Raw genomic sequence first — 19,211 nt, 5'->3', positions numbered from 1 at the left:
TCATTGCTGACCAGTGCTACTCTAGAAAGGAGGTGATCCAGCCGCACCTTCCGATACGGCTACCTTGTTACGACTTCACCCCAGTCACGAATCCTACCGTGGTAAGCGCCCTCCTTGCGGTTAAGCTACCTACTTCTGGTAAAACCCGCTCCCATGGTGTGACGGGCGGTGTGTACAAGACCCGGGAACGTATTCACCGCGACATGCTGATCCGCGATTACTAGCGATTCCAACTTCATGCAGTCGAGTTGCAGACTACAATCCGGACTACGATACACTTTCTGGGATTAGCTCCCCCTCGCGGGTTGGCGGCCCTCTGTATGTACCATTGTATGACGTGTGAAGCCCTACCCATAAGGGCCATGAGGACTTGACGTCATCCCCACCTTCCTCCGGTTTGTCACCGGCAGTCTCATTAGAGTGCCCTTTCGTAGCAACTAATGACAAGGGTTGCGCTCGTTGCGGGACTTAACCCAACATCTCACGACACGAGCTGACGACAGCCATGCAGCACCTGTGTACTGGTTCTCTTTCGAGCACTCCTCAATCTCTCAAGGATTCCAGCCATGTCAAGGGTAGGTAAGGTTTTTCGCGTTGCATCGAATTAATCCACATCATCCACCGCTTGTGCGGGTCCCCGTCAATTCCTTTGAGTTTTAATCTTGCGACCGTACTCCCCAGGCGGTCTACTTCACGCGTTAGCTGCGTTACCAAGTCAATTAAGACCCGACAACTAGTAGACATCGTTTAGGGCGTGGACTACCAGGGTATCTAATCCTGTTTGCTCCCCACGCTTTCGTGCATGAGCGTCAGTTTTGACCCAGGGGGCTGCCTTCGCCATCGGTGTTCCTCCACATATCTACGCATTTCACTGCTACACGTGGAATTCTACCCCCCTCTGCCAAACTCTAGCCTTGCAGTCTCCATCGCCATTCCCAGGTTGAGCCCGGGGATTTCACGACAGACTTACAAAACCGCCTGCGCACGCTTTACGCCCAGTAATTCCGATTAACGCTTGCACCCTACGTATTACCGCGGCTGCTGGCACGTAGTTAGCCGGTGCTTATTCTTCAGGTACCGTCATTAGCCACCTGTATTAGAGGCAGCCGTTTCTTCCCTGACAAAAGAGCTTTACAACCCGAAGGCCTTCTTCACTCACGCGGCATTGCTGGATCAGGCTTGCGCCCATTGTCCAAAATTCCCCACTGCTGCCTCCCGTAGGAGTCTGGACCGTGTCTCAGTTCCAGTGTGGCTGGTCGTCCTCTCAGACCAGCTACTGATCGATGCCTTGGTGGGCCTTTACCCCACCAACTAGCTAATCAGATATCGGCCGCTCCAGGAGCATGAGGTCTTGCGATCCCCCACTTTCATCCTTAGATCGTATGCGGTATTAGCGTAACTTTCGCTACGTTATCCCCCACTCCAGGGTACGTTCCGATATATTACTCACCCGTTCGCCACTCGCCGCCAGGTTGCCCCGCGCTGCCGTTCGACTTGCATGTGTAAGGCATGCCGCCAGCGTTCAATCTGAGCCAGGATCAAACTCTTCAGTTTAATCTCTGTTACTTTGCCATTTTCATGGCACCGTCATTGCTGACGGGTCGCTCACTCAAAATACTGACAGGCCACTATTTTCATAGCGCCTACTTCATTACTTCTTGTGAACATTTGATATTTTTTAAGTTTCACGAAACCCGAAGGCTTCGTGTGCACTTCCATCAAACGTCCACACTTATCGACTGTTAATTTTTAAAGAACTTGTTCGGTACTGCCTGCTGAAGAAGCGTTGTGTCCGTCAGCGAAGAAGAAAGAGTATGAAGCGTTTAGATCGTTTCGTCAACCCCTTCTACATTCTCGTTTTACTCGGCATTTACATGCCCTGCTCTGCGAGGGGGCGAACTATAGCAAAGTCCTGATCGAACTGCCAAGATTTATTTTCGCTGGCACCGCGTTTGCTTATAAACCGTACAGCAACGGTATAGCATCAAGCTTTTGCTCACATTCTGCACAGGTGCTACATTATGGAACACCCTTGCAGGGAAAACAGAGCCGATAACGGCCGCCGGAGACATAGAGACCATTATGGAACGCCAGACTGCTCCAAATCTGAACAGCCCGCCTGCAAGCGAGTCGTGGGCCGACAACATGCCCATTATTATAGAAACGTCACATCAGCGATCGCAGGAATATGGATTGCGCCCCGAGTCGCCGCCGGAATATGCCCCGTTGGCGCGCAACGACCTGTCGCTACTGATAGAACAGAACCGCCTGCTGCATGCGCACGCCATTCCGGCGATGGAGACGCTATACCAGCAAATCGTCAACACGCACAATATGGTGATCCTGACCGACGCCCAGGGCGTGATCGTCCACTCGCTGGGCGACGACGATTTCCTGGAAAAGGCCAGCCGCGTTGCCCTGCAACCCGGCGTCGCCTGGTCTGAGCAGAGCCGCGGCACCAATGCCATCGGCACCGCCATCGCCGAACGTACGCCGGCGATAGTCCACGCGGACCAGCATTACCTCGCAGCCAACCATTTCCTCACCTGCTCGGCCGCGCCCATCGCCGACCACCTGGGTAACGTGATCGGCGTGCTTGATGTCTCCGGCGACAAGCGCAGCTATCACAAGCACACCATGGCGCTGGTACGCATGTCCGCGCTGATGATCGAAAACCAGCTGTTCTCAGCCACCTTTGAAGACGCCATCACGCTGCACTTCCACACGCGGCCGGAGTTTATCGGCACGCTGATGGAGGGCATTGCCTCCTTCAGTCCGGGCGGACGCTTCCTGGCTGCCAACCGCAACGGCCTGTTCCAGCTTGGACTGCCGTTCGCCGCGCTGCAATCGCACACGTTCAGTTCCTTGTTCGGCTTGCCGGTATCCGCGCTGTACGATCACTACCGCACTGCGGCGCCCGGCCTGCTAAACCTGTGCATGCATAACGGCGTACGCGTGTACGGCCGCGCGCAACTGCGCCTGACCAACAACGTCTTCCAGCAATCGCTGTCGACGGAGCGCACGGCACAGCCGGTGCTGGCTGCCGTCGCCGCCAATCAGGCTGCCGCCCAGGCGCGTCGCCTGTCCGGCCTGCGCTACCTGCGCACCGGTGATCAGCAACTGGAACTGGTGATTGAAAAAGTCACCCGCGTGCTGGGACGCGACATCCCCATCATGATCATGGGCGAGACGGGAACCGGCAAGGAACTGCTGGCGCAGGCGATCCACAACGACTCGCCGCGCGCGATGAGCCCTTTCGTGGCGGTGAACTGTGCCTCGATTCCGGAGACGCTGATCGAATCCGAATTGTTCGGCTACGAGGACGGCGCCTTCACCGGCGCACGCAAGAAAGGCGCCGTCGGCAAGATCCTGCAAGCCAACGGCGGCACACTGTTCCTCGACGAAATCGGCGACATGCCTTTCAGCCTGCAGGCGCGCCTTCTGCGCGTGCTGCAGGAACGCATGGTCACGCCGCTGGGCAGCGACAAATCCATACCGGTCAACGTCGAACTGATTTGCGCCACCAACCACAATCTGCGCGACCGCATCGCCAAGGGGCTGTTCCGCGAGGACCTTTACTATCGCCTCAACGGCCTGGTGGTCAAGCTGCCGCCGCTGCGCGAACGCACCGACCTTGAGCCGGTGGTCAAGAAAATCCTGGCGACGGAATCCAACAACGGCCGTTATCACGTCTCCGACGAAATCCTGAGCCTGTTCCGCCGACACCGCTGGCCCGGCAACTTCCGCCAGCTGACCAACCTGCTGCGTACCGCCATCGTGATGGCCGGCGACGAACACGAGATCGGCCTGCGGCACATGCCCGACGACTTCCTCGACGATATCGAACAAACGCAGACAAGCGACTGCGGGCCGGGCGACAGCGCCAGCACCGCGCGCATGGTCGCCAGCGGCGCCAACCTGGAAGAGATGGAACAATCGGTCATCCTCAAGTCGCTGGAGGCGCATGGCGGCAACGTCTCGGCGACCGCACGCGCGCTCGGCGTTTCGCGCAATACGATCTATCGCAAGGTGCCCAGTCTGAAGTAGCGGAGCGCGCATCGCCGCCTCAGGCTTCGGAAGGGAATCCGGCCGAGCGCCGTTCCCGCCCCTGCTTATCGATCACCATCAGATCCACCGCTGGCAGCCGCGCAGCCAAAGCGTGCGCCCGCTCCCACCCCATCACCATGAAAGCGGTCGATAAACCGTCCGCCAACAGGGAGGTTGGCGCCAGCACAGTCACACTGGCCAGTTCGTCCGGCGAGTCGCCCAGCGACGGATCGAAGATATGGTGGTGCCGGTAATCCGGCGTAAACGTGGACTCGTAGTCCCCGGACGTAGCGACGCTGCAGCCCTGTGCATATAGCGTGGCGGCCAGCGCATCGGCGTCGCGCGGGTCGCGTATGCCCAGTATCCACGGCCGGCGCCTCGGCTTCCGCCCGCGCGCGACGAATTCTCCGGTGTCGAGCAGCGCATCGCGCACGCCGTGCGCCTGCACCGCCGCCAGCGCCTGGTCGGCGGCATAGCCTTGCGCCAGGCCGTTCAAGGTCAACGCCATGTCCGGCTTGCGGAACCTGACGATATCCTTGTCGAACTCGAGCTGCCGCCAGTCGACCAGCGCCTGCGCGCGCCGGCGCTCCGCATCACGCGGCAGTCCACCGCGTGCCGCCGCGTGCGAATAAAGCCGCCACAAGGGCTGCACCGTCACATCGAAGGCGCCGCCGCTCATCCCGGACAGCGCGGCCGCCTGTGCCAGCACCTCCAGCAAGCGCGGATCGGGATGCGCCAGCGCGCCATCGCGATTGAGCTGGTACACCTGGCTGTCGGAGCGATAGATGCTCATCAGCCGGTCGATCTGCTGGGCCGCGCGCAAGCCATCCTCAATCGCGCGTGCCGCGAGCCCGGCGTCGGCATGCACCACTGAAATCGAAATGGTGGTGCCGAAGGCCAGCCCCGCGCCGTGGTGCAGTGTCTCCCCGCCCGGCCATATGCAACCGGTCACGCCAGCAATCGATCCGACGGCGCTGGCGATAAAGGTACGTCGTTTCATGGACTGCTCCTTGCGGCGGCTTGAATTGAAATGGTGCGATGGCGCTTGAGCTCCAGTATGCGCAGAGCGCACTGCTCATCGCTTGCATAAATCACGACGCAGTCCATGCACTGGAAGCACTCTTCATAATCCACCTTTCCCGATGGCGCGATCGCCTGGTAGTCGCAGCGGTGGCGGCAGGTTTGGCAAGGCGCGCCGCATTCGGCATGGCGCGGTATCCAATCCAGCACGCGGAATCTGCCCATCAGTGCCAGTGACGCGCCAAAGGGACACAGATAACGGCAAAAGAATTTGTAGACGCAGCAGCCAGCCAGCAGCAGACCAATCGCATATGCGACATAAGGCCAGCTTCGCACGAAGTTGAGCGTAATGACGGTCTTGAACGGCTCCAGCTCCACCAGCTTGTCCGTGAGTTCGCTGGAAAAGAAAGCGCTGGCGACGATGCCCGTCAGCGCCACATATTTGATGCGTTTGAGCCGTGCATCCAATCTTGACCTGATGCGCAACTGAGGTATGCGCATCCACCGTGCCAGCTTGCCCGTCAGCTCCTGCAGCGCGCCGAAGGGACACAGCCAGCCGCAAAAAGTGCCGCGCCCCCACAGCAGCAACGACACAGCCACAAAGGCCCACAGGCCAACCGTCATCGGATCGAACAGCAGGAACTCCAGGCTGCGCTGCGCCATCAATGCCTGGATCACGCCGGTGACGTTGACGATGGAAAGCTGCCCCTGCGCGTAGTAGCCTATGAAGCAGGCCGTGAATATCAGGTAAGCGCGACGGAACCAGTCGAAGCGCGCGGCGTGGGCAGTCAAGCGTTTCTGCATCGCCAGCGCGGCGCCTAGTACCAGCAGGCCAGCCGCCAGCGCGGCCAGTTCCCAGCGCCGGCCACGCCAGATGCTGGTCCAGGACGTGCCGCTGCCCTCGGACGCGATCAGCAGTTCGGCCGGCAGTTGATAGCGCATCGTCAGCTCGCGAGTGATGCGTTCCGGGTAGACGATGCCCTTGTTGCGAGTGATGGGCAGTGCCAGCTCTAACGGCGAACCGGGGTCCAGGCCGGCCTGGCTGATCACACGGAAGATGGTCACACTGTCGGCCGCCAGCGGCGCGGCCAGCTTCACGTCCAGATCCAGGTCGCGCATATCGATGGGCAGCTTGTCCTGCCGCAGCAGGAGACGGTCCGGCACGCTGCCGCGCACGAAATCGTCGCCGGTCACGCTGTAGCGACCGGACGACATGATGATCAGCGCATGGTCGCCCTCCTCCAGGCGCCCTTGCAGCTTACCCCAGCCGGATGGCGTCAGCAGGTTGCGCCCTATCGACGGTACCGATACGCAGGCCACGTACACATCGATAAAGCTATCTTCCGGATGCGCCAACGCCTCCCTATCGAGGCCGCTGCCGGCGCTGCCGGCAAACAGCTGCTCGACCTCGCGATTGCTGACACGCAAGCGTTGAACCAGTCCTTCGCGCAGCATCCGCGCCAGGTCCATCGGCTCGTACACATCCTGGCGCACGCGCGCGATCTGGTCCGGATCGCGACCGCCGCCAAAGCCCAGCTTCTTGCGCGCGACCTTGAGCGCCGCCGCCAGCACGCTCTGATTAATGATGCGCACCGAGGCCGTGGCTTTGGACACGCCGTCGATGTAGGCATGCGCGGCATCCGGATGACGGGCACGCCGACCGCCGGTCTCGATGCTGATATTCTGCTTCAGCGACAAATCCTTGTATTGTTTGACAAACTGGTACAGCGGCGCCTCGCCCAGGCCATCGAGAAACACCGGCTCGTGGTGCGACAGCACCTCGACCCCGATAAAACCTCCCTTGGGATCGATGGCCACCAGCAAATTGAGCGGCACGCCCGAGAAGCCAGGGATGGGCGCCAGATCGATCGACTCGAAAGCATATCCCGCCAGCTCGGTGGCCGTGGCGTTCTGCCGGAACAGCGGCCACGCAGGCAGCTCGACGTCGCGCTCGCCCACCATCATCGGCGCCGGAAAGCGTCGCGTGATCTCGGCTCGCGTCAGCACGCCGGCCTGCGCCGGCGTGGCGCCGAGCACCAGCGCCAGCAGGCCGGCGAGCAGGCAAAGGATGCCGGCAAGCGCGCGCCAACGGGCCGCGCGCCTATGGTTCAACGTCTCATTCATCAGAAGAAGATGATGCCGCCCAACGAGCCGCCGTTCATCTTGCCTTCGCCACCGGCGAAGCCTTTGGAACGGGTCTGGCCGATCTCACCGACCAGCGTGATCGCGTTCGTCAGCGAGTAGTACAGGCCACAGGTCAGGTTGGCATTGGACTTCAAGCCACCCGTGCCGGCGGTGTTGTCGTCGTTGCGGCTGATGCCGTAGCTCAGGCCCACCTTGACTTTGTCGGCTGGTTTGTAGGTGGCCTGCACAAAATAGGCCTTGGACTTGGTATCGCCCTGGTCGGCATCGGACAAGATGCCCAGTCCTTTTCCTCCCTGGAAGTTGGCCAGCACGCCGACCGGTCCGGCCTGATATGACGCCCCCACTTCCACGCCCGACATCGTGAAGTCCTTCACGCCCGGCGCGGTGGCGCTGAATTTCTGCGACTTGGCGCCCAGCCAACCCTTGAAGCCGTCGGCGGCGTAACTGATCTGCGCCTGGAACTGCGGGCTGGTTTTTGACGAGTACACCGGAGCGGCCACGATAGGTGTGTCCGCGACCGGGCTGACCAGCGCCGCATCAAAGCCTATGCCCGACGCCGACTTCGGTGCGCTGTAGGCGATCTGGCCATAGTAGCCCACATAGCTGTAGCCGGCGCCGATATGGCCCAGCGTGACGCGGCCGCGCTGCGTGGCCTGTACCGGCGCACCAGCGCCGATCAGGGTCATGTCGGAGAAGATCGGGCCGGCACCGAAGATGCCGTTGTCGCGCCCCAGCTTGATGGTGCCCATCTGCGCATTCCCGAACGTGAAGTAGGCCTGGCGCACATCCACACCGCTGTTGGCGGCGATGGCGCTGTCGGTGGCGGTGGCGTTGTAGATGCCGATCAGCGCCTTGACGTCGTAGTCCCCTTGCTTCGACGAGGCCGATGTCACCAGCCCGTTGGGCAGCAGGCCATTGCCGATGGTCGTACGGTTGTTCTCGCCGCCGCAACCCAGGCCTTTGCCGCCCAGCGCCAGCCCGCCGACCGCGTCCCCGCCGCAAGAGACCTGCGTGTAGTAGGCGTTGACGATGCCGCCCAGCGATACGTTCCAGTCGCCGGCCTTGAAATCGACCGCTTGCGCACCTTGCGCACCCACCACGGCCAGTGCACCCAGCATGAATATTTTCTTCATTTTTATCTCCCATTATTGTTTGTGTACATCGAGTGATGTACTGCTCCTATGGCAATTTGCGTGCCCAGGTATCGCCAGAGGAGAAGCGCGCCTTGCGGGAAAAGGCCTTGTGCTGAATCGGATCAATCGCAGCGTTGCACTGTTCAGAATTTGATCGAAAAAAAAGGCGGCCGAAGCCGCCCAAAGGTTACAGGAGACAGTTCTATTTGGAAGACAGCTTGAACACCCACACCGAGCCGCCCTGCTCCAGGAAGTTGACCTTCTTCGCCACTTCGCCCCCCCACAGAGGCACCGCGCCGCCCCAGCCGGAAACGACTGCGACGTACTGCGTATCGCCATCCTGCCAGGTGACCGGCGGAGCCACCACGCCGGAGCCGGTCTGGAACTTCCACAGCTCCTTGCCCGACTTGGCGTCCAGCGCTTTCAGATAGCCTTCCGGCGTACCGTAGAACACCAGGCCACCGGCGGTGGTCATCACGCCACCCCACAGCGGCGCATTGTTCTTGACCTCCCAGACGATCTTGCCGGACTTCGGATCGACGGCGCGCAACGCGCCGATATAGTCGTCAAACAGCGGCCGGATGGTGAAGCCCGCGCCCAGATAAGCACCGCCCTTTTTGTAGCTGATCGGCTCATTCCAGATATCCATGCCCCACTCGTTGGCCGGCACATAGAACAAACCAGTCTGCTGGCTGTACGCCATCGGCATCTGATTCTTCGCGCCGAGGAAGGCCGGTGCCGCGAACACGGTGCTGCCCTTCTTGCCCTCTTCGCCCTTGGTCGGATCGCTCGGGCGGTTGGCGGCAACGAAGTTCGGACGCCCGGTCTTGAGATCGATGCCCGATGCCCAGGTGATCTTCTTCACGAACGGGAAGGCGTTCTGCAGCTTGCCGCTGTTCGCGTCGATCACGTAGAAGAAGCCGTTGCGGTCGGCCTTGCCGCCATAGCGCTTGCCGTCCATGTCGAAGGTGACGAATTCGTTGGCGCCGTCGAAGTCCCACGAATCGTTGGGCGTGTTCTGATAGGCCCATTTGATCTGGCCGGTCTTCACGTCCAGCGCGACGGTCGAAGAAGAATAGAGATTGTCGCCCGGCCGCAGGTGGCTGTTCCATGGCGCCGGATTGCCGGTGCCGAAGTAAGCCAGGCCGGTCTTGGCGTCGTAGGTGCCGCCCATCCAGGTCGACGCGCCGCCGGTCTTCCACAGATCGCCCGGCCAGCTCTTGTTGAGCGTACCGGAGATGCCGTTCTCGGTGGCCTTGCCGTCCTTGTCGTAGCGGTAGCCCATGTGGCCTTCGACGGTCGGCCGGGTCCACAGCAATTCGCCGGTCAGCGGATTGCGCGCTTCCACCCGGCCGACGATGCCGAACTCGCCACCGGACACGCCGGTCAGCAGCACGCCGTCGGCGATCAGCGGCGCCGCCGTCATCGAATAGCCGGCCGCGTAGTCGTCGACCTTTTCCTTCCAGACGATCTTGCCGGTATCCTGGTCCAGCGCCACCAGCTGCGCATCGAGCGTGCCGAAGATGACCAGGTTGCCGTACAGCGCCGCGCCGCGGTTGACCACGTCGCAGCAAGGCATGATGCCGTCCGGCAGACGATGTTCATACTTCCACAGCTTGGCGCCGGTTTTCAGATCGACCGCAAAGATGCGCGAATACGACGCGGTGACGAACATCTTGCCCTTGTAGATCAGCGGTTGCGACTCCTGGCCGCGCTGCTTCTCGCCGCCGAATGAGAACGACCACGCCGGCACCAGCTTGCCGACGGTCTTGGTGTTCACCTGGGTCAGCGGCGAATAGCGCTGGCCTTCCGAGCCTATGCCGAAGGACAGCACGCTGTCGGTGCTGCTGGCTGCGTTCTTGAGCATGGCCGTGGTGACGTCGGCCGCCTGTGCCAGCGACAGGATCGAAATCCCCGCCAGCGATGCGATGACTTTTTTATGCACAATCTTCTCCAATTATTATGGTTTTGGTTTTTGCTTCGGTGTGTTGCTATGCCGGCGGATGTAACAGCGCCAGCTCCTCGTCGCTGAACAGGCGCGAGCGGGTCAGGAAGCGCCTGCCCGTGCCGTTATCGAGCGAGAACATGCCGCCGTTCCCCACGACGACGTCGATGATCAGCTGGGTGTGCTCCCAGTACTCGAACTGCTCGCGCCCCATGTAGAACGGCGTCCCGTCCAGATTGCCGAGGTAGACGTCGGTGTCGCTGACGTCGAACTCCCCCGCCGGGTAGCACATCGGCGCGCTGCCGTCGCAGCAGCCGCCGGACTGGAAGAACATCAACGGCCCATGCCGGCGGCGCAGGGCGGCGATCATGTCGAGCGCCGCCGGAGTTGCCGTGACGCGGGCGATGACGTGGTTCATGATCAGAAGAAGCCCAGCGCGTTCGGGCTGTAGCTGACCAGCAGGTTCTTGGTCTGCTGGTAGTGGTCCAGCATCATCTTGTGGTTCTCGCGCCCGATGCCCGACTGCTTGTAGCCGCCGAACGCGGCGTGGGCCGGATACAGGTGGTAGCAATTGGTCCAGACGCGGCCGGCCTGGATGGCGCGACCGACACGGAAGGCACGCGAGCCGTCGCGCGTCCACAGGCCGGCGCCCAGGCCGTACAAGGTGTCGTTGGCGATGCGCAGCGCATCCGCTTCGTCCTTGAAGGTGGTCACCGACACCACCGGTCCGAAGATCTCCTCCTGGAAGATGCGCATCGAGTTATCGCCCTTGAACACCGTCGGACGCACGTAGTAGCCGTCCTTCATGTCGCCACCCTGGACGTTGCGCCCGCCGCCCGCCAGCAGCTGTGCGCCTTCCTGCTTGCCGATGTCGATGTACGACAGGATCTTTTCCAGCTGCTCCTGCGAGGCCTGCGCGCCCAGCATGGTGCTGGCGTCCAGCGGATTGCCCTGCTTGATCGCCGCCACGCGGGCCAGCGCACGCTCGATGAATTTTTCGTAGATCGATTCCTGGATCAGCACGCGCGAGGGGCAGGTGCACACCTCGCCCTGGTTCAGCGCGAACATGGCGAAGCCTTCGAGGCATTTGTCGAAGAAGGCGTCGTCGGCGTCCATCACATCCTCGAAGAAGATGTTCGGCGATTTTCCGCCCAGTTCCAGCGTGACGGGAATCAGGTTCTGTGCGGCGTACTGCATGATCAGGCGCCCGGTTCCGGTCTCGCCGGTGAAGGCGATCTTGGCGATGCGCTTGTTGGACGCCAGCGGCTTGCCGGCCTCCAGGCCGTAGCCATTCACCACATTCAGCACGCCCGGCGGCAGCAGGTCGCCGATCACTTCCAGCAGTACCATGATCGAGGCGGGCGTCTGCTCGGCGGGCTTGAGCACCACGCAGTTACCGGCAGCCAGCGCGGGCGCCAGCTTCCACACCGCCATCAGGATGGGGAAGTTCCACGGAATGATCTGGCCGACCACGCCGAGCGGCTCGTGGAAATGGTAGGCATAGGTTTCGGCGTCGATCTGTGCCACCGAGCCTTCCTGGGCCCGGATGCAGCCGGCGAAGTAGCGGAAATGGTCGATCGCCAGCGGAATGTCGGCAGCGGTGGTTTCGCGGATAGGCTTGCCGTTGTCGATGGTTTCGGCGGTGGCGATCAGCGCCAGGTTGGCTTCCATGCGGTCGGCGATCTTGTTGAGGATGTTGGCGCGCTCGGTCTGCGAGGTCTTGCCCCAGGCGTCCTTGGCGGCGTGGGCGGCATCCAGCGCCAGCTCGACATCCTCGGCGGTGGAACGCGCCACTTCGCAGAATACCTGGCCGGTGATCGGCGTGACGTTGCCGAAGTATTCGCCCTTGACCGGCGCGACGAACTTGCCGCCGATGTAGTTGTCATAGCGTTGTTTGAATGGATTGGCAACGCCCAGTTTGCTGATGTCTGCGAGATTCATGTCGTCCTCTTTCTGCTGTGGTTATGAGGCCGCTGTAAAGCGTAGCGGCGGTGGGTACTGCGCCCTCTCCTTTTCGCAAGCACCGTGCCAGCACCGCTCATACAGGGGAATACCGTGCGGCGAGGGTGCTACGGCCTGTCGCGGCCGCGTGACAACTGTTCATCTTTGGAACAGTTGTGTGCCGATGGAGCAGCGGGATCAGCGGATCACCACACCCCAAGGCAGCTCGCCGACGGCAATGTCCGGCTGCTTGACGGCGCCGGCCGTATCGATGACGGAAACACTGTTCGAGCGGCCGTTGGCCACGTACAACCTGGCGCCGTCCGGCGTCAACGCCATGTTCCAGGGCCGCTTGCCGACGGCGACGGTGGCCACTACGGCATTGGTGGCGGTGTCGATCGCCATCACGCTGCCGTCGATACCGTTCGAGACGTAGACCAGGCGGCCGTTCGGATGCACCGCTATGCCGTTGGCGTTCCTGCCGGCGGGGATGCGCGCCACCGCCGTCAAGGTCGCCATATCGACCACATACACGGCGTTGGCCAGCTCGCAAGCCACATAGGCGCGGGCGCCGTCCGGACTGAAACCCATGCCGCGCGGGCGCATGCCGACGGCGGCGGAGCCGCTCTGGCGCCGTGCAGCGACATCGATCACGTCGACCTGCTCCGCCTCCTCGGCGCTGACCAGCAGCCAGCGTCCGTCCGGGCTGAACACGGCGTGCTCGGGATTCTTGCCCCGCACAGGAATATCGGCCAGCACCTCGCCGCTGCGGGCGTCGATCAGCGTGACGCTATTGCTTTCCTCGACCGCCACGGCGACATAGCGGCCGTCCGCCGACGCGCCCACGCCCTCCGGCGACTTGCCCAGTGCAATGCTGCGCACGACGGCGCCGCTGGCGGTGTCGATCACCAGCAGCGCGTTGCTGACGGCATCGGTCACGAACAAGCGCGTGCCCGCCGGATCGGCGGCGATACCGCGCGGCCGCCTGCCGGCGGCAATCTGGCGCAGCACTTTATCGGTGGACGTATCGATCACGCTGACGGTTCCTGATTTTTCATTCGGCACGTAGGCTAGAGGCGCGGCCCATGCCGGGCCGGCCAGCAGGAGGAGCAAAGATAGAAGGATGCGGGAGCTGTTCATGGAGTCGCCTTTCAGAAAATACCCATACCATTGCAATCGCCATGCCACGCATAAAAACCGGATGGCAGGTATATTGCTTACTGGTCCGATATAACACTGACCAAAACGGAGACAACATGAAGCAATCCCTTTTCCCCTTGAATGCGGTGGCGGCGCTGTTCGCCCTTGGCAGCGGCGCCGTGGCCGCCGAGGAAGCCGGCGTTCCGCCTGACGTGGTGGTGGTCAGCGCCACCCGCGTAGGCCACACCGTGTTCGACATGCCCGCCGCGATCGACGTGATCGACGCCGCGCGGATCCGCGACGGCCAGGCGCGCGTCAACGCCAGCGAGGCGTTGGCGGCGGTGCCCGGCCTGGTGGCACAAAACCGCCAGAACTATGCCCAGGACCTACAGATATCCTCACGCGGCTTCGGTGCCCGCTCGGCGTTCGGGGTGCGCGGCGTGCGGCTGATCGCCGACGGCATCCCGGCCAGCATGCCGGATGGCCAAGGCCAGGCCGCCACCTTCAATCTCGACATGGCCGAACGCATCGAGGTATTGCGCGGGCCGTTTTCCGCCATCTACGGCAACCACTCCGGCGGTGTGATCCAGCTGTTCACACGCGAGGGCGAAGGCGCGCCATCGGTTGAAACCACGCTCACGGCAGGCAGCTATGGCAGCCGCAAGGCCGACCTGAACGCCCAAGGCAAGCAGGCCGGCGTCGGCTATGTGCTGGACGCCTCGCGCTTCGAGACCGACGGCTACCGCGCACACAGCGCCGCCACCCGCGACCAAGCCTACGCCAAACTGACGCTGGCGCCGGTGGAAGGCGCCACCTTGGCCATCGTCGCCAATGCGCTGCGCCAGGATGACACCCAGGACGCGCTGGGCGTCACTTGGGCCACCTACCAGCGTGATCCGCGCGCCGGCGAGATCGACACCACCGACACGCAAACGCCGAAACGCACGCTGGCAGACCGCTACAACACCCGCAAGAGCATCGACCATCAGCAGATCGGCGCCAGCTGGGAGCAGCGATTCGGCGAAGACCGTATGCGCGTCACCGCTTACGGCGGCAATCGCGGCGTGATCCAGTACCAGGCGTTCTCCAAGGCCTTCCAGGCGCCCGCCACACACTCCGGCGGCGTAGTCGATTTTGACCGCGATTTCTACGGCACGGACCTGAACTGGCTGCACGTCGGCCAACTGGCGGGCGGCAAGCTCAGTACCACCGTCGGTGTTGAGTACGGCCGCTCCAGCGACGCGCGCAAAGGCTATGAAAACTTCATCGGCACACAGTTCGGTGTCAAGGGCGCGCTGCGGCGCGACGAGAACGATAAAGTGACCAACCTCGATCCTTACGTACAAGCCGAGTGGGAAGCCGGCGCGTGGATGCTGAGTGCGGGCCTGCGCCACAGCAGCGTGAAGATTTCCGTTGACGACCACTTCCTCGGCAATGGCAACGACAGCGGCAGCCTCGATTACAGCCACACCACACCGGTACTGGGATTGCTGTACAAGCTGACGCCAGGGCTGAACGTGTACGCCAGCGCCGCACGCGGCTTCGAGACGCCGACGCTCAATGAGTTGTTCTACTCAGGCACCGGCGGCGGCTTCAACTTCCGTCTGCAACCGGCGCAAAGCACCCACCTGGAAGCCGGCATCAAGGCTCGCCTGGGCGAGCAGACACGCGTCAACGCTGCGGTGTTCCAGGTCCGTACCCGCGACGAACTGGTGGTCGACAGCAGCAGCGGCGGCCGCACCAGCTACCGCAACGCCGGCCGCACGCTGCGTCAGGGGATGGAGTTGTCGCTCGACAGCTCCTGGCACTATGGCCTGAGCACGCGCATGGCGCTGACGAGCCTGCGCGCCGTCTACGACCGGGGCTTCGGCACGGTGCTGGAAGGCAGCCGCCTGCCGGGCGTGCCGAATGCGAACGCCTACGGCGAACTGGCTTGGAAAGACGGCGCGGATCGTTTCGGCGCGGCGCTGGAGGCGGTCGCCAGCAGCAGGATCTATGCGGAAGACGCCAACGCCGACAAACCGGCGCCTGGCTATGGCGTGCTCAATGCGCGCGTCAACGCCGGCCAGCAATGGCAGGGCTGGCGCTTCAAGCAATTCGTGCGTTGGAACAATCTGCTGGACAAGCAGTACGTCGGTTCGCTGATCGTCGGCGACACCAACAAGCGCTATTACGAAGCAGCGCCTGGGCGCAATTGGCTGCTGGGCGCGAGCGCCCAGTATCAATTCTAAACGGTTCTAGAAGCGATAACGCAGTCCGGCCGCCACCGAACGTGGCGCGCCGGGTGCGACAAAGCGAGCTTGATCCGCCTCGCCGCCAGGCTGCAGCAGCGCGCCGCTTGGGAACATGTCGGTCGCGACCGCGCCAAAGCTTTCGTAGCGCCGGTTGGCCAGGTTGGTCACGCGCGCGTACCATTCCCATTTCGGCGCGGGCTGGTAGCTGGCGTGCACGCCAAGTAACGCATGTCCGCGTATGCGCCAGTCTGTCCCTTGCGGCGCGGCCTTGCCGTCCTCATTGCCCTGGGTGCTCATGTCCGACACCGCCATGATGTCCGCGCCCAGCGTCAACGCCGGCGCCGGACTCCACTCCACACCCAGCTTGAAGGTATGGCGAGGCAGTCCCGCCAAACGGGTGCCGGGCGTGACGTGGACATTGCGAACGCCGGTAAACAGGTCGCCTTCCGCATCGTAGGCCGCATCCAGATAGCTGTAGCTCAGACGCGCGTACCATGGACCGAAACGACGGCTGGCGCTCACGTCGGCGCCCTGATGGCGCGTACGCTCGAAGTTGGAAAAATAGCCCTGCTGCGCCAACGCAGCGCTGCGGAACAGGATATCGTCATGATTCACGGTGCGGTAAACCGACACCGCCGCCGTGTCGCCGCGCGCGCCCTGCCAGCGACCGCCGGCTTCCGCGGTGCGCGACACCACCTGTTTCAAATAGGGATCCGATTGCAGGCCGACAGGCAGGCGACATGGCTGCGCAGGATCGGCGCAACCGAGTTCGATCACCGTCGGTACCCGGTTGCTCTGCGACAGATTGGCGAACAGCGTCCAACCGGCACCCATGCCACGCGCAACACCGATGGCGGGATTGAGCTTGCGGTAGCTGAAGGTCTCGCGCGGCTGCGGCGCCTCGTCACGGCGCAACTGGTTGCTGACGCTGGCATGGTTGTAGCGCGCCGACGCGGTCAACCAGGTGCTGCTCGCCACGATCCAGGTATCGGCCGCGTACAGGCCGGCCGCGCGTGAACGGCCGTCGACAGATGATCCAGCCTGGCGCTCCTGGCCGGCATCCATGATGACCGAACGGTCGGCGGCAAAGCCGGCTTCCTGATCATACTGCGCAAAATCCACGCTGCTGCGGTCGAAGCTCAGGCCCATCACCAACTGGTGGGCGCCCGCGTTCCTGCTGAAGTGGGTGCTGAAGCCCTGGCTGTTCTGCCGGGTCTCGGTGATATTGTAGGAAGCGGGATACCGGCTTTCGCCTTCAACGTAGTTGTCGCTGATGTCGCCGTTGACGGTACTGCGGCGGCTGTTGCGCGCGTACAGGGACATTGCCAGCTCGGTGTCTTCGTCAAAGCGGTGCGTCATGCCGAGAACAATCTGGTGCAGGCGGTTGCGTGTCTCGTCGGGCGAGGTATAGACGGCGCGGCGGTTCTCCTGATACAGGCCATCAGGCAGCAGGCCGTTTCCTATCAGCCGGCTGCGGGCTGCCAGCAGGGCTATGCTCCAGTCGTTGTCGCCCGCGACGCCCGCCAACTTACCGTAGATATTCCCCAGCCGGCCATCGGATTGGTCGCGCCAGCCCTTGTCATTGAAGGCCGTGCCGGCGATGAAAACGTTCCAGCGTTCGCCGCTGTCGTATCCGTAGGCCAGGTCCGCGCGGCGCTGGCCATTGCTGGTGGCCGATATGCCGGCATCCAGGCCAGGATGGCTCCTGCCGGATTTACTGGTCAGTACCAGCGCACCGCCCAATGTATTGAGTCCATACAGCGGGTTCGACCCCGGCGCCAGCATCACGCTGCCGACCGCCGCCTCCGGCAGCATGTCCCAGTTGACGACATCGCCGAACGGTTCGTTGACGCGTACGCCGTCAAGATAAACCGAGATGCCTTGCGATGCGCCCAGCACCGGCGACGCGCGGAAGCCGCGATAGGTGATGTCGTTCTGGAACGGGCTGCCGGAGATCTCGTTGACGTTCACGCCGGTCAGACTGCGCGCCATGAATTCGCCGATATTCTGGCCGGCGGATGCGCCCACCTGGTGTGCATTCGCCGTCTGCACCTGATAGGGCAATTGGTTCCGGTCCACACCCAGCCCAGGCAACGGCGCGACACCGACGATATCCACCGACAGCATGGAGCTTGCCGGGTAGGCCGGCGACGCCCCCTCGGCCGCCATCGCCCCGCCCCACGCAAGCAGTATCCCGCTCGCGACAGCGCAGCGGCGCGTCATGGTGTCTGCTCATGCACGCCATATTTGGCAAATATGGCTTTCAACTCGCCGCTTGCCTTCATTTCGTTGACGGCGGCCTGCAGGAGTTTCGCCACGTCCTGGTCATCCTTGCGTACCGCCATGCCGACTGCCCAACCGGCGCGAGGCAGACGCTGGAAAGCGACTTCATTCAAGGGGAAGGCCGCATCGTCGCGAAACACCGCATCGATTTCCGAGCGGTTGGCCAGCACGGCGTCGAGCTGTCCGGCCTTCAGCTGCTCCAGCGCTTCGGCCGCTGTGTCGAAGATACGCACCTTGTCGCGAAAGCGCCCGTTCCCCTCGCCCAGCAGCACCATCGCCGCGATGGAGACCTTTTCAACGCCTATCGTCTTGCCGGCCAGCGCGTCGATGCCGTCGAAGGTCGGCATGCTGCTCGCGCTGCGCACCAGCCGCACGGTCTCGACGTGGTAGGGCGCGAAGATGGTGACCTTGGCGTTCTCGTTCATCAGTTGCGGCTCGACCGGCACATGCAACATCACGTCGGCCGGGCCGTAACCCAGATAGTGGCCTTTCCATACCATGTTGCGCAGATCATCACCGAGGTTTTCGCCGGCGGGAAAAGGCAGCAGGCTCAGTTTGAGCCCCAGTTTGGCGGCCAGCGCCTGCGCCACATCCACATCGATGCCGGCGCTGCGATCTGAAAACGGCGCGAACTGGTCGTAGACCGCCACCTTGAGCGATCCCGATTGCCTTATCTTGTCCCAGTCCGCATGTGCGGGAGCGGCGGCGCCCATCAGCGCGACGACGAGCGGAATCAGCGCGGCGGCGCGCAGTCGAATACTCGGCATGATCTGCTCCTCGCTTATTTGGCGTCGTCGCGGCGGGCTTCCAGGTAGGTCTTGATGGCCCACATGGCCTCCTGGTTGAACACGCCCTCAAACGGTGGCATGTAGACGGCGCCATTACGCACTTTGCCGTGCCGGATCGAGGTCAGATAGTAGTTGTCGGTCTCCTTGTAGCAGGCCTTCTTCTTGTTCTCGTTCTTGACGTCGGTGCAATCGCGGTCCAGCTGGCGCAGATCGGGTGCGATGCCGCCGGTGACCGCTTCCAGGCCATGGCAGCGCGCGCAGTTCTGGTTGTAGGCCGACGAACCGATCTTCAACGCCAGCTTGTTGCCGCGATAGGGATTCTGTTCCAGCCACTTGTCGCCGAGCGGCGTCAGGCCGGTGGTGTCCACCGCTTGCGGCACCACGTTGCCGTGAGCGGTGGCATACAGGGAAGTCGTGGCCGCCGCGGCGATGACGGTCACGATGGCGAGAATGCGGAATGGATGTTGCATGATGTCTCCTTGCTGTTTTAATGAATGCGTTTTACCGAGGTACACACTCATTGAGCAAATGCCAT

General features: G+C 62.6%; 12 protein-coding genes and 1 rRNA gene. 2 read left to right on the top strand and 11 right to left on the bottom strand.

Translation table 11 applies throughout. The annotated features are described in order from the left end of the window. Positions 1-25: 25 nt before the first annotated feature. Positions 26-1,554: ribosomal RNA gene (locus ACSQ3S_RS05505) — 16S ribosomal RNA — on the bottom strand. A 528-nt stretch (positions 1,555-2,082) separates the two neighbouring features. Between ACSQ3S_RS05505 and ACSQ3S_RS05500 the strand changes: the two genes are divergently transcribed. Beyond that, complete coding sequence (locus tag ACSQ3S_RS05500; RefSeq protein ID WP_436141797.1) at positions 2,083-4,047, top strand: sigma-54-dependent Fis family transcriptional regulator; 1,965 nt, start codon at positions 2,083-2,085, stop codon at positions 4,045-4,047. Between the two features lie 19 nt (positions 4,048-4,066). Here ACSQ3S_RS05500 and ACSQ3S_RS05495 read toward each other — a convergent pair whose 3' ends face one another. The 7 genes from ACSQ3S_RS05495 to ACSQ3S_RS05465 all read right to left on the bottom strand — a co-directional run bounded on the left by ACSQ3S_RS05495 (position 4,067) and on the right by ACSQ3S_RS05465 (position 13,371). Next, positions 4,067-5,047 (bottom strand): FAD:protein FMN transferase, encoded by a 981-nt coding sequence (locus ACSQ3S_RS05495; RefSeq protein WP_436141796.1) that lies wholly within the window; start codon positions 5,045-5,047, stop codon positions 4,067-4,069. After that, positions 5,044-7,179 carry a 4Fe-4S binding protein gene (locus ACSQ3S_RS05490; protein ID WP_436141795.1) on the bottom strand — a complete coding sequence of 712 codons (2,136 nt, stop codon included), beginning with the start codon at positions 7,177-7,179 and terminating at the stop codon, positions 5,044-5,046. The genes ACSQ3S_RS05495 and ACSQ3S_RS05490 overlap by 4 nt, the downstream gene beginning before the upstream one ends. A gap of 11 nt (positions 7,180-7,190) precedes the next feature. Continuing rightward, positions 7,191-8,345: a porin gene (locus ACSQ3S_RS05485; RefSeq protein ID WP_436141794.1), complete on the bottom strand. Its 1,155-nt coding sequence runs from the start codon at positions 8,343-8,345 to the stop codon at positions 7,191-7,193. A gap of 202 nt (positions 8,346-8,547) precedes the next feature. Beyond that, positions 8,548-10,290, bottom strand: coding sequence for a PQQ-dependent methanol/ethanol family dehydrogenase (locus tag ACSQ3S_RS05480; protein ID WP_436141793.1), 1,743 nt, complete (start codon positions 10,288-10,290; stop codon positions 8,548-8,550). Between the two features lie 46 nt (positions 10,291-10,336). Further along, positions 10,337-10,708: a DUF779 domain-containing protein gene (locus ACSQ3S_RS05475; protein WP_353405527.1), complete on the bottom strand. Its 372-nt coding sequence runs from the start codon at positions 10,706-10,708 to the stop codon at positions 10,337-10,339. 2 nt (positions 10,709-10,710) lie between these two features. After that, positions 10,711-12,231 (bottom strand): aldehyde dehydrogenase, encoded by a 1,521-nt coding sequence (gene adh / locus ACSQ3S_RS05470; RefSeq protein ID WP_176656026.1) that lies wholly within the window; start codon positions 12,229-12,231, stop codon positions 10,711-10,713. A gap of 198 nt (positions 12,232-12,429) precedes the next feature. Continuing rightward, positions 12,430-13,371, bottom strand: coding sequence for a beta-propeller fold lactonase family protein (locus ACSQ3S_RS05465; protein WP_436141792.1), 942 nt, complete (start codon positions 13,369-13,371; stop codon positions 12,430-12,432). Positions 13,372-13,487: 116 nt separating this feature from the next. On the opposite strand from ACSQ3S_RS05465, the gene ACSQ3S_RS05460 reads away from it, so the two are divergent. Next, positions 13,488-15,602: a TonB-dependent receptor family protein gene (locus ACSQ3S_RS05460; RefSeq protein WP_436141791.1), complete on the top strand. Its 2,115-nt coding sequence runs from the start codon at positions 13,488-13,490 to the stop codon at positions 15,600-15,602. Between the two features lie 6 nt (positions 15,603-15,608). Here ACSQ3S_RS05460 and ACSQ3S_RS05455 read toward each other — a convergent pair whose 3' ends face one another. Genes ACSQ3S_RS05455 through pedF form a run of 3 tightly spaced genes read right to left on the bottom strand, consistent with a single transcriptional unit; the run spans position 15,609 to position 19,146 of the window. Then, positions 15,609-17,828 carry a TonB-dependent receptor gene (locus tag ACSQ3S_RS05455; RefSeq protein WP_436141790.1) on the bottom strand — a complete coding sequence of 740 codons (2,220 nt, stop codon included), beginning with the start codon at positions 17,826-17,828 and terminating at the stop codon, positions 15,609-15,611. Next, complete coding sequence (locus ACSQ3S_RS05450) at positions 17,825-18,655, bottom strand: substrate-binding periplasmic protein (RefSeq protein ID WP_353405531.1); 831 nt, start codon at positions 18,653-18,655, stop codon at positions 17,825-17,827. The genes ACSQ3S_RS05455 and ACSQ3S_RS05450 overlap by 4 nt, the downstream gene beginning before the upstream one ends. 14 nt (positions 18,656-18,669) lie before the next feature. After that, a complete protein-coding gene (pedF, locus tag ACSQ3S_RS05445; RefSeq protein ID WP_176656023.1) occupies positions 18,670-19,146 on the bottom strand; it encodes a cytochrome c-550 PedF in 477 nt (158 codons plus the stop codon). Positions 19,147-19,211: the final 65 nt, after the last annotated feature.

It is taken from the genome of Duganella sp. LjRoot269 (genome assembly GCF_964254095.1).
Taxonomy (GTDB): Bacteria; Pseudomonadota; Gammaproteobacteria; order Burkholderiales; family Burkholderiaceae_D; genus Rugamonas; species Rugamonas hordei.
Note: the sequence above shows the minus strand (reverse complement) of the source record. Positions and strands in the feature narration are given on the sequence as shown.

What these genes read in the sequence shown, in the direction of transcription:
- ACSQ3S_RS05500 (WP_436141797.1), top strand. Translation starts at nt 2,083, where the DNA reads ATGGAACGCCAGACTGCTCCAAATCTGAACAGCCCGCCTGCAAGCGAG.
- ACSQ3S_RS05495 (WP_436141796.1), bottom strand. Translation starts at nt 5,047, where the DNA reads ATGAAACGACGTACCTTTATCGCCAGCGCCGTCGGATCGATTGCTGGC.
- ACSQ3S_RS05485 (WP_436141794.1), bottom strand. Translation starts at nt 8,345, where the DNA reads ATGAAGAAAATATTCATGCTGGGTGCACTGGCCGTGGTGGGTGCGCAA.
- ACSQ3S_RS05475 (WP_353405527.1), bottom strand. Translation starts at nt 10,708, where the DNA reads ATGAACCACGTCATCGCCCGCGTCACGGCAACTCCGGCGGCGCTCGAC.
- adh (WP_176656026.1), bottom strand. Translation starts at nt 12,231, where the DNA reads ATGAATCTCGCAGACATCAGCAAACTGGGCGTTGCCAATCCATTCAAA.
- ACSQ3S_RS05465 (WP_436141792.1), bottom strand. Translation starts at nt 13,371, where the DNA reads ATGAACAGCTCCCGCATCCTTCTATCTTTGCTCCTCCTGCTGGCCGGC.
- ACSQ3S_RS05460 (WP_436141791.1), top strand. Translation starts at nt 13,488, where the DNA reads ATGAAGCAATCCCTTTTCCCCTTGAATGCGGTGGCGGCGCTGTTCGCC.
- ACSQ3S_RS05455 (WP_436141790.1), bottom strand. Translation starts at nt 17,828, where the DNA reads ATGACGCGCCGCTGCGCTGTCGCGAGCGGGATACTGCTTGCGTGGGGC.
- ACSQ3S_RS05450 (WP_353405531.1), bottom strand. Translation starts at nt 18,655, where the DNA reads ATGCCGAGTATTCGACTGCGCGCCGCCGCGCTGATTCCGCTCGTCGTC.
- pedF (WP_176656023.1), bottom strand. Translation starts at nt 19,146, where the DNA reads ATGCAACATCCATTCCGCATTCTCGCCATCGTGACCGTCATCGCCGCG.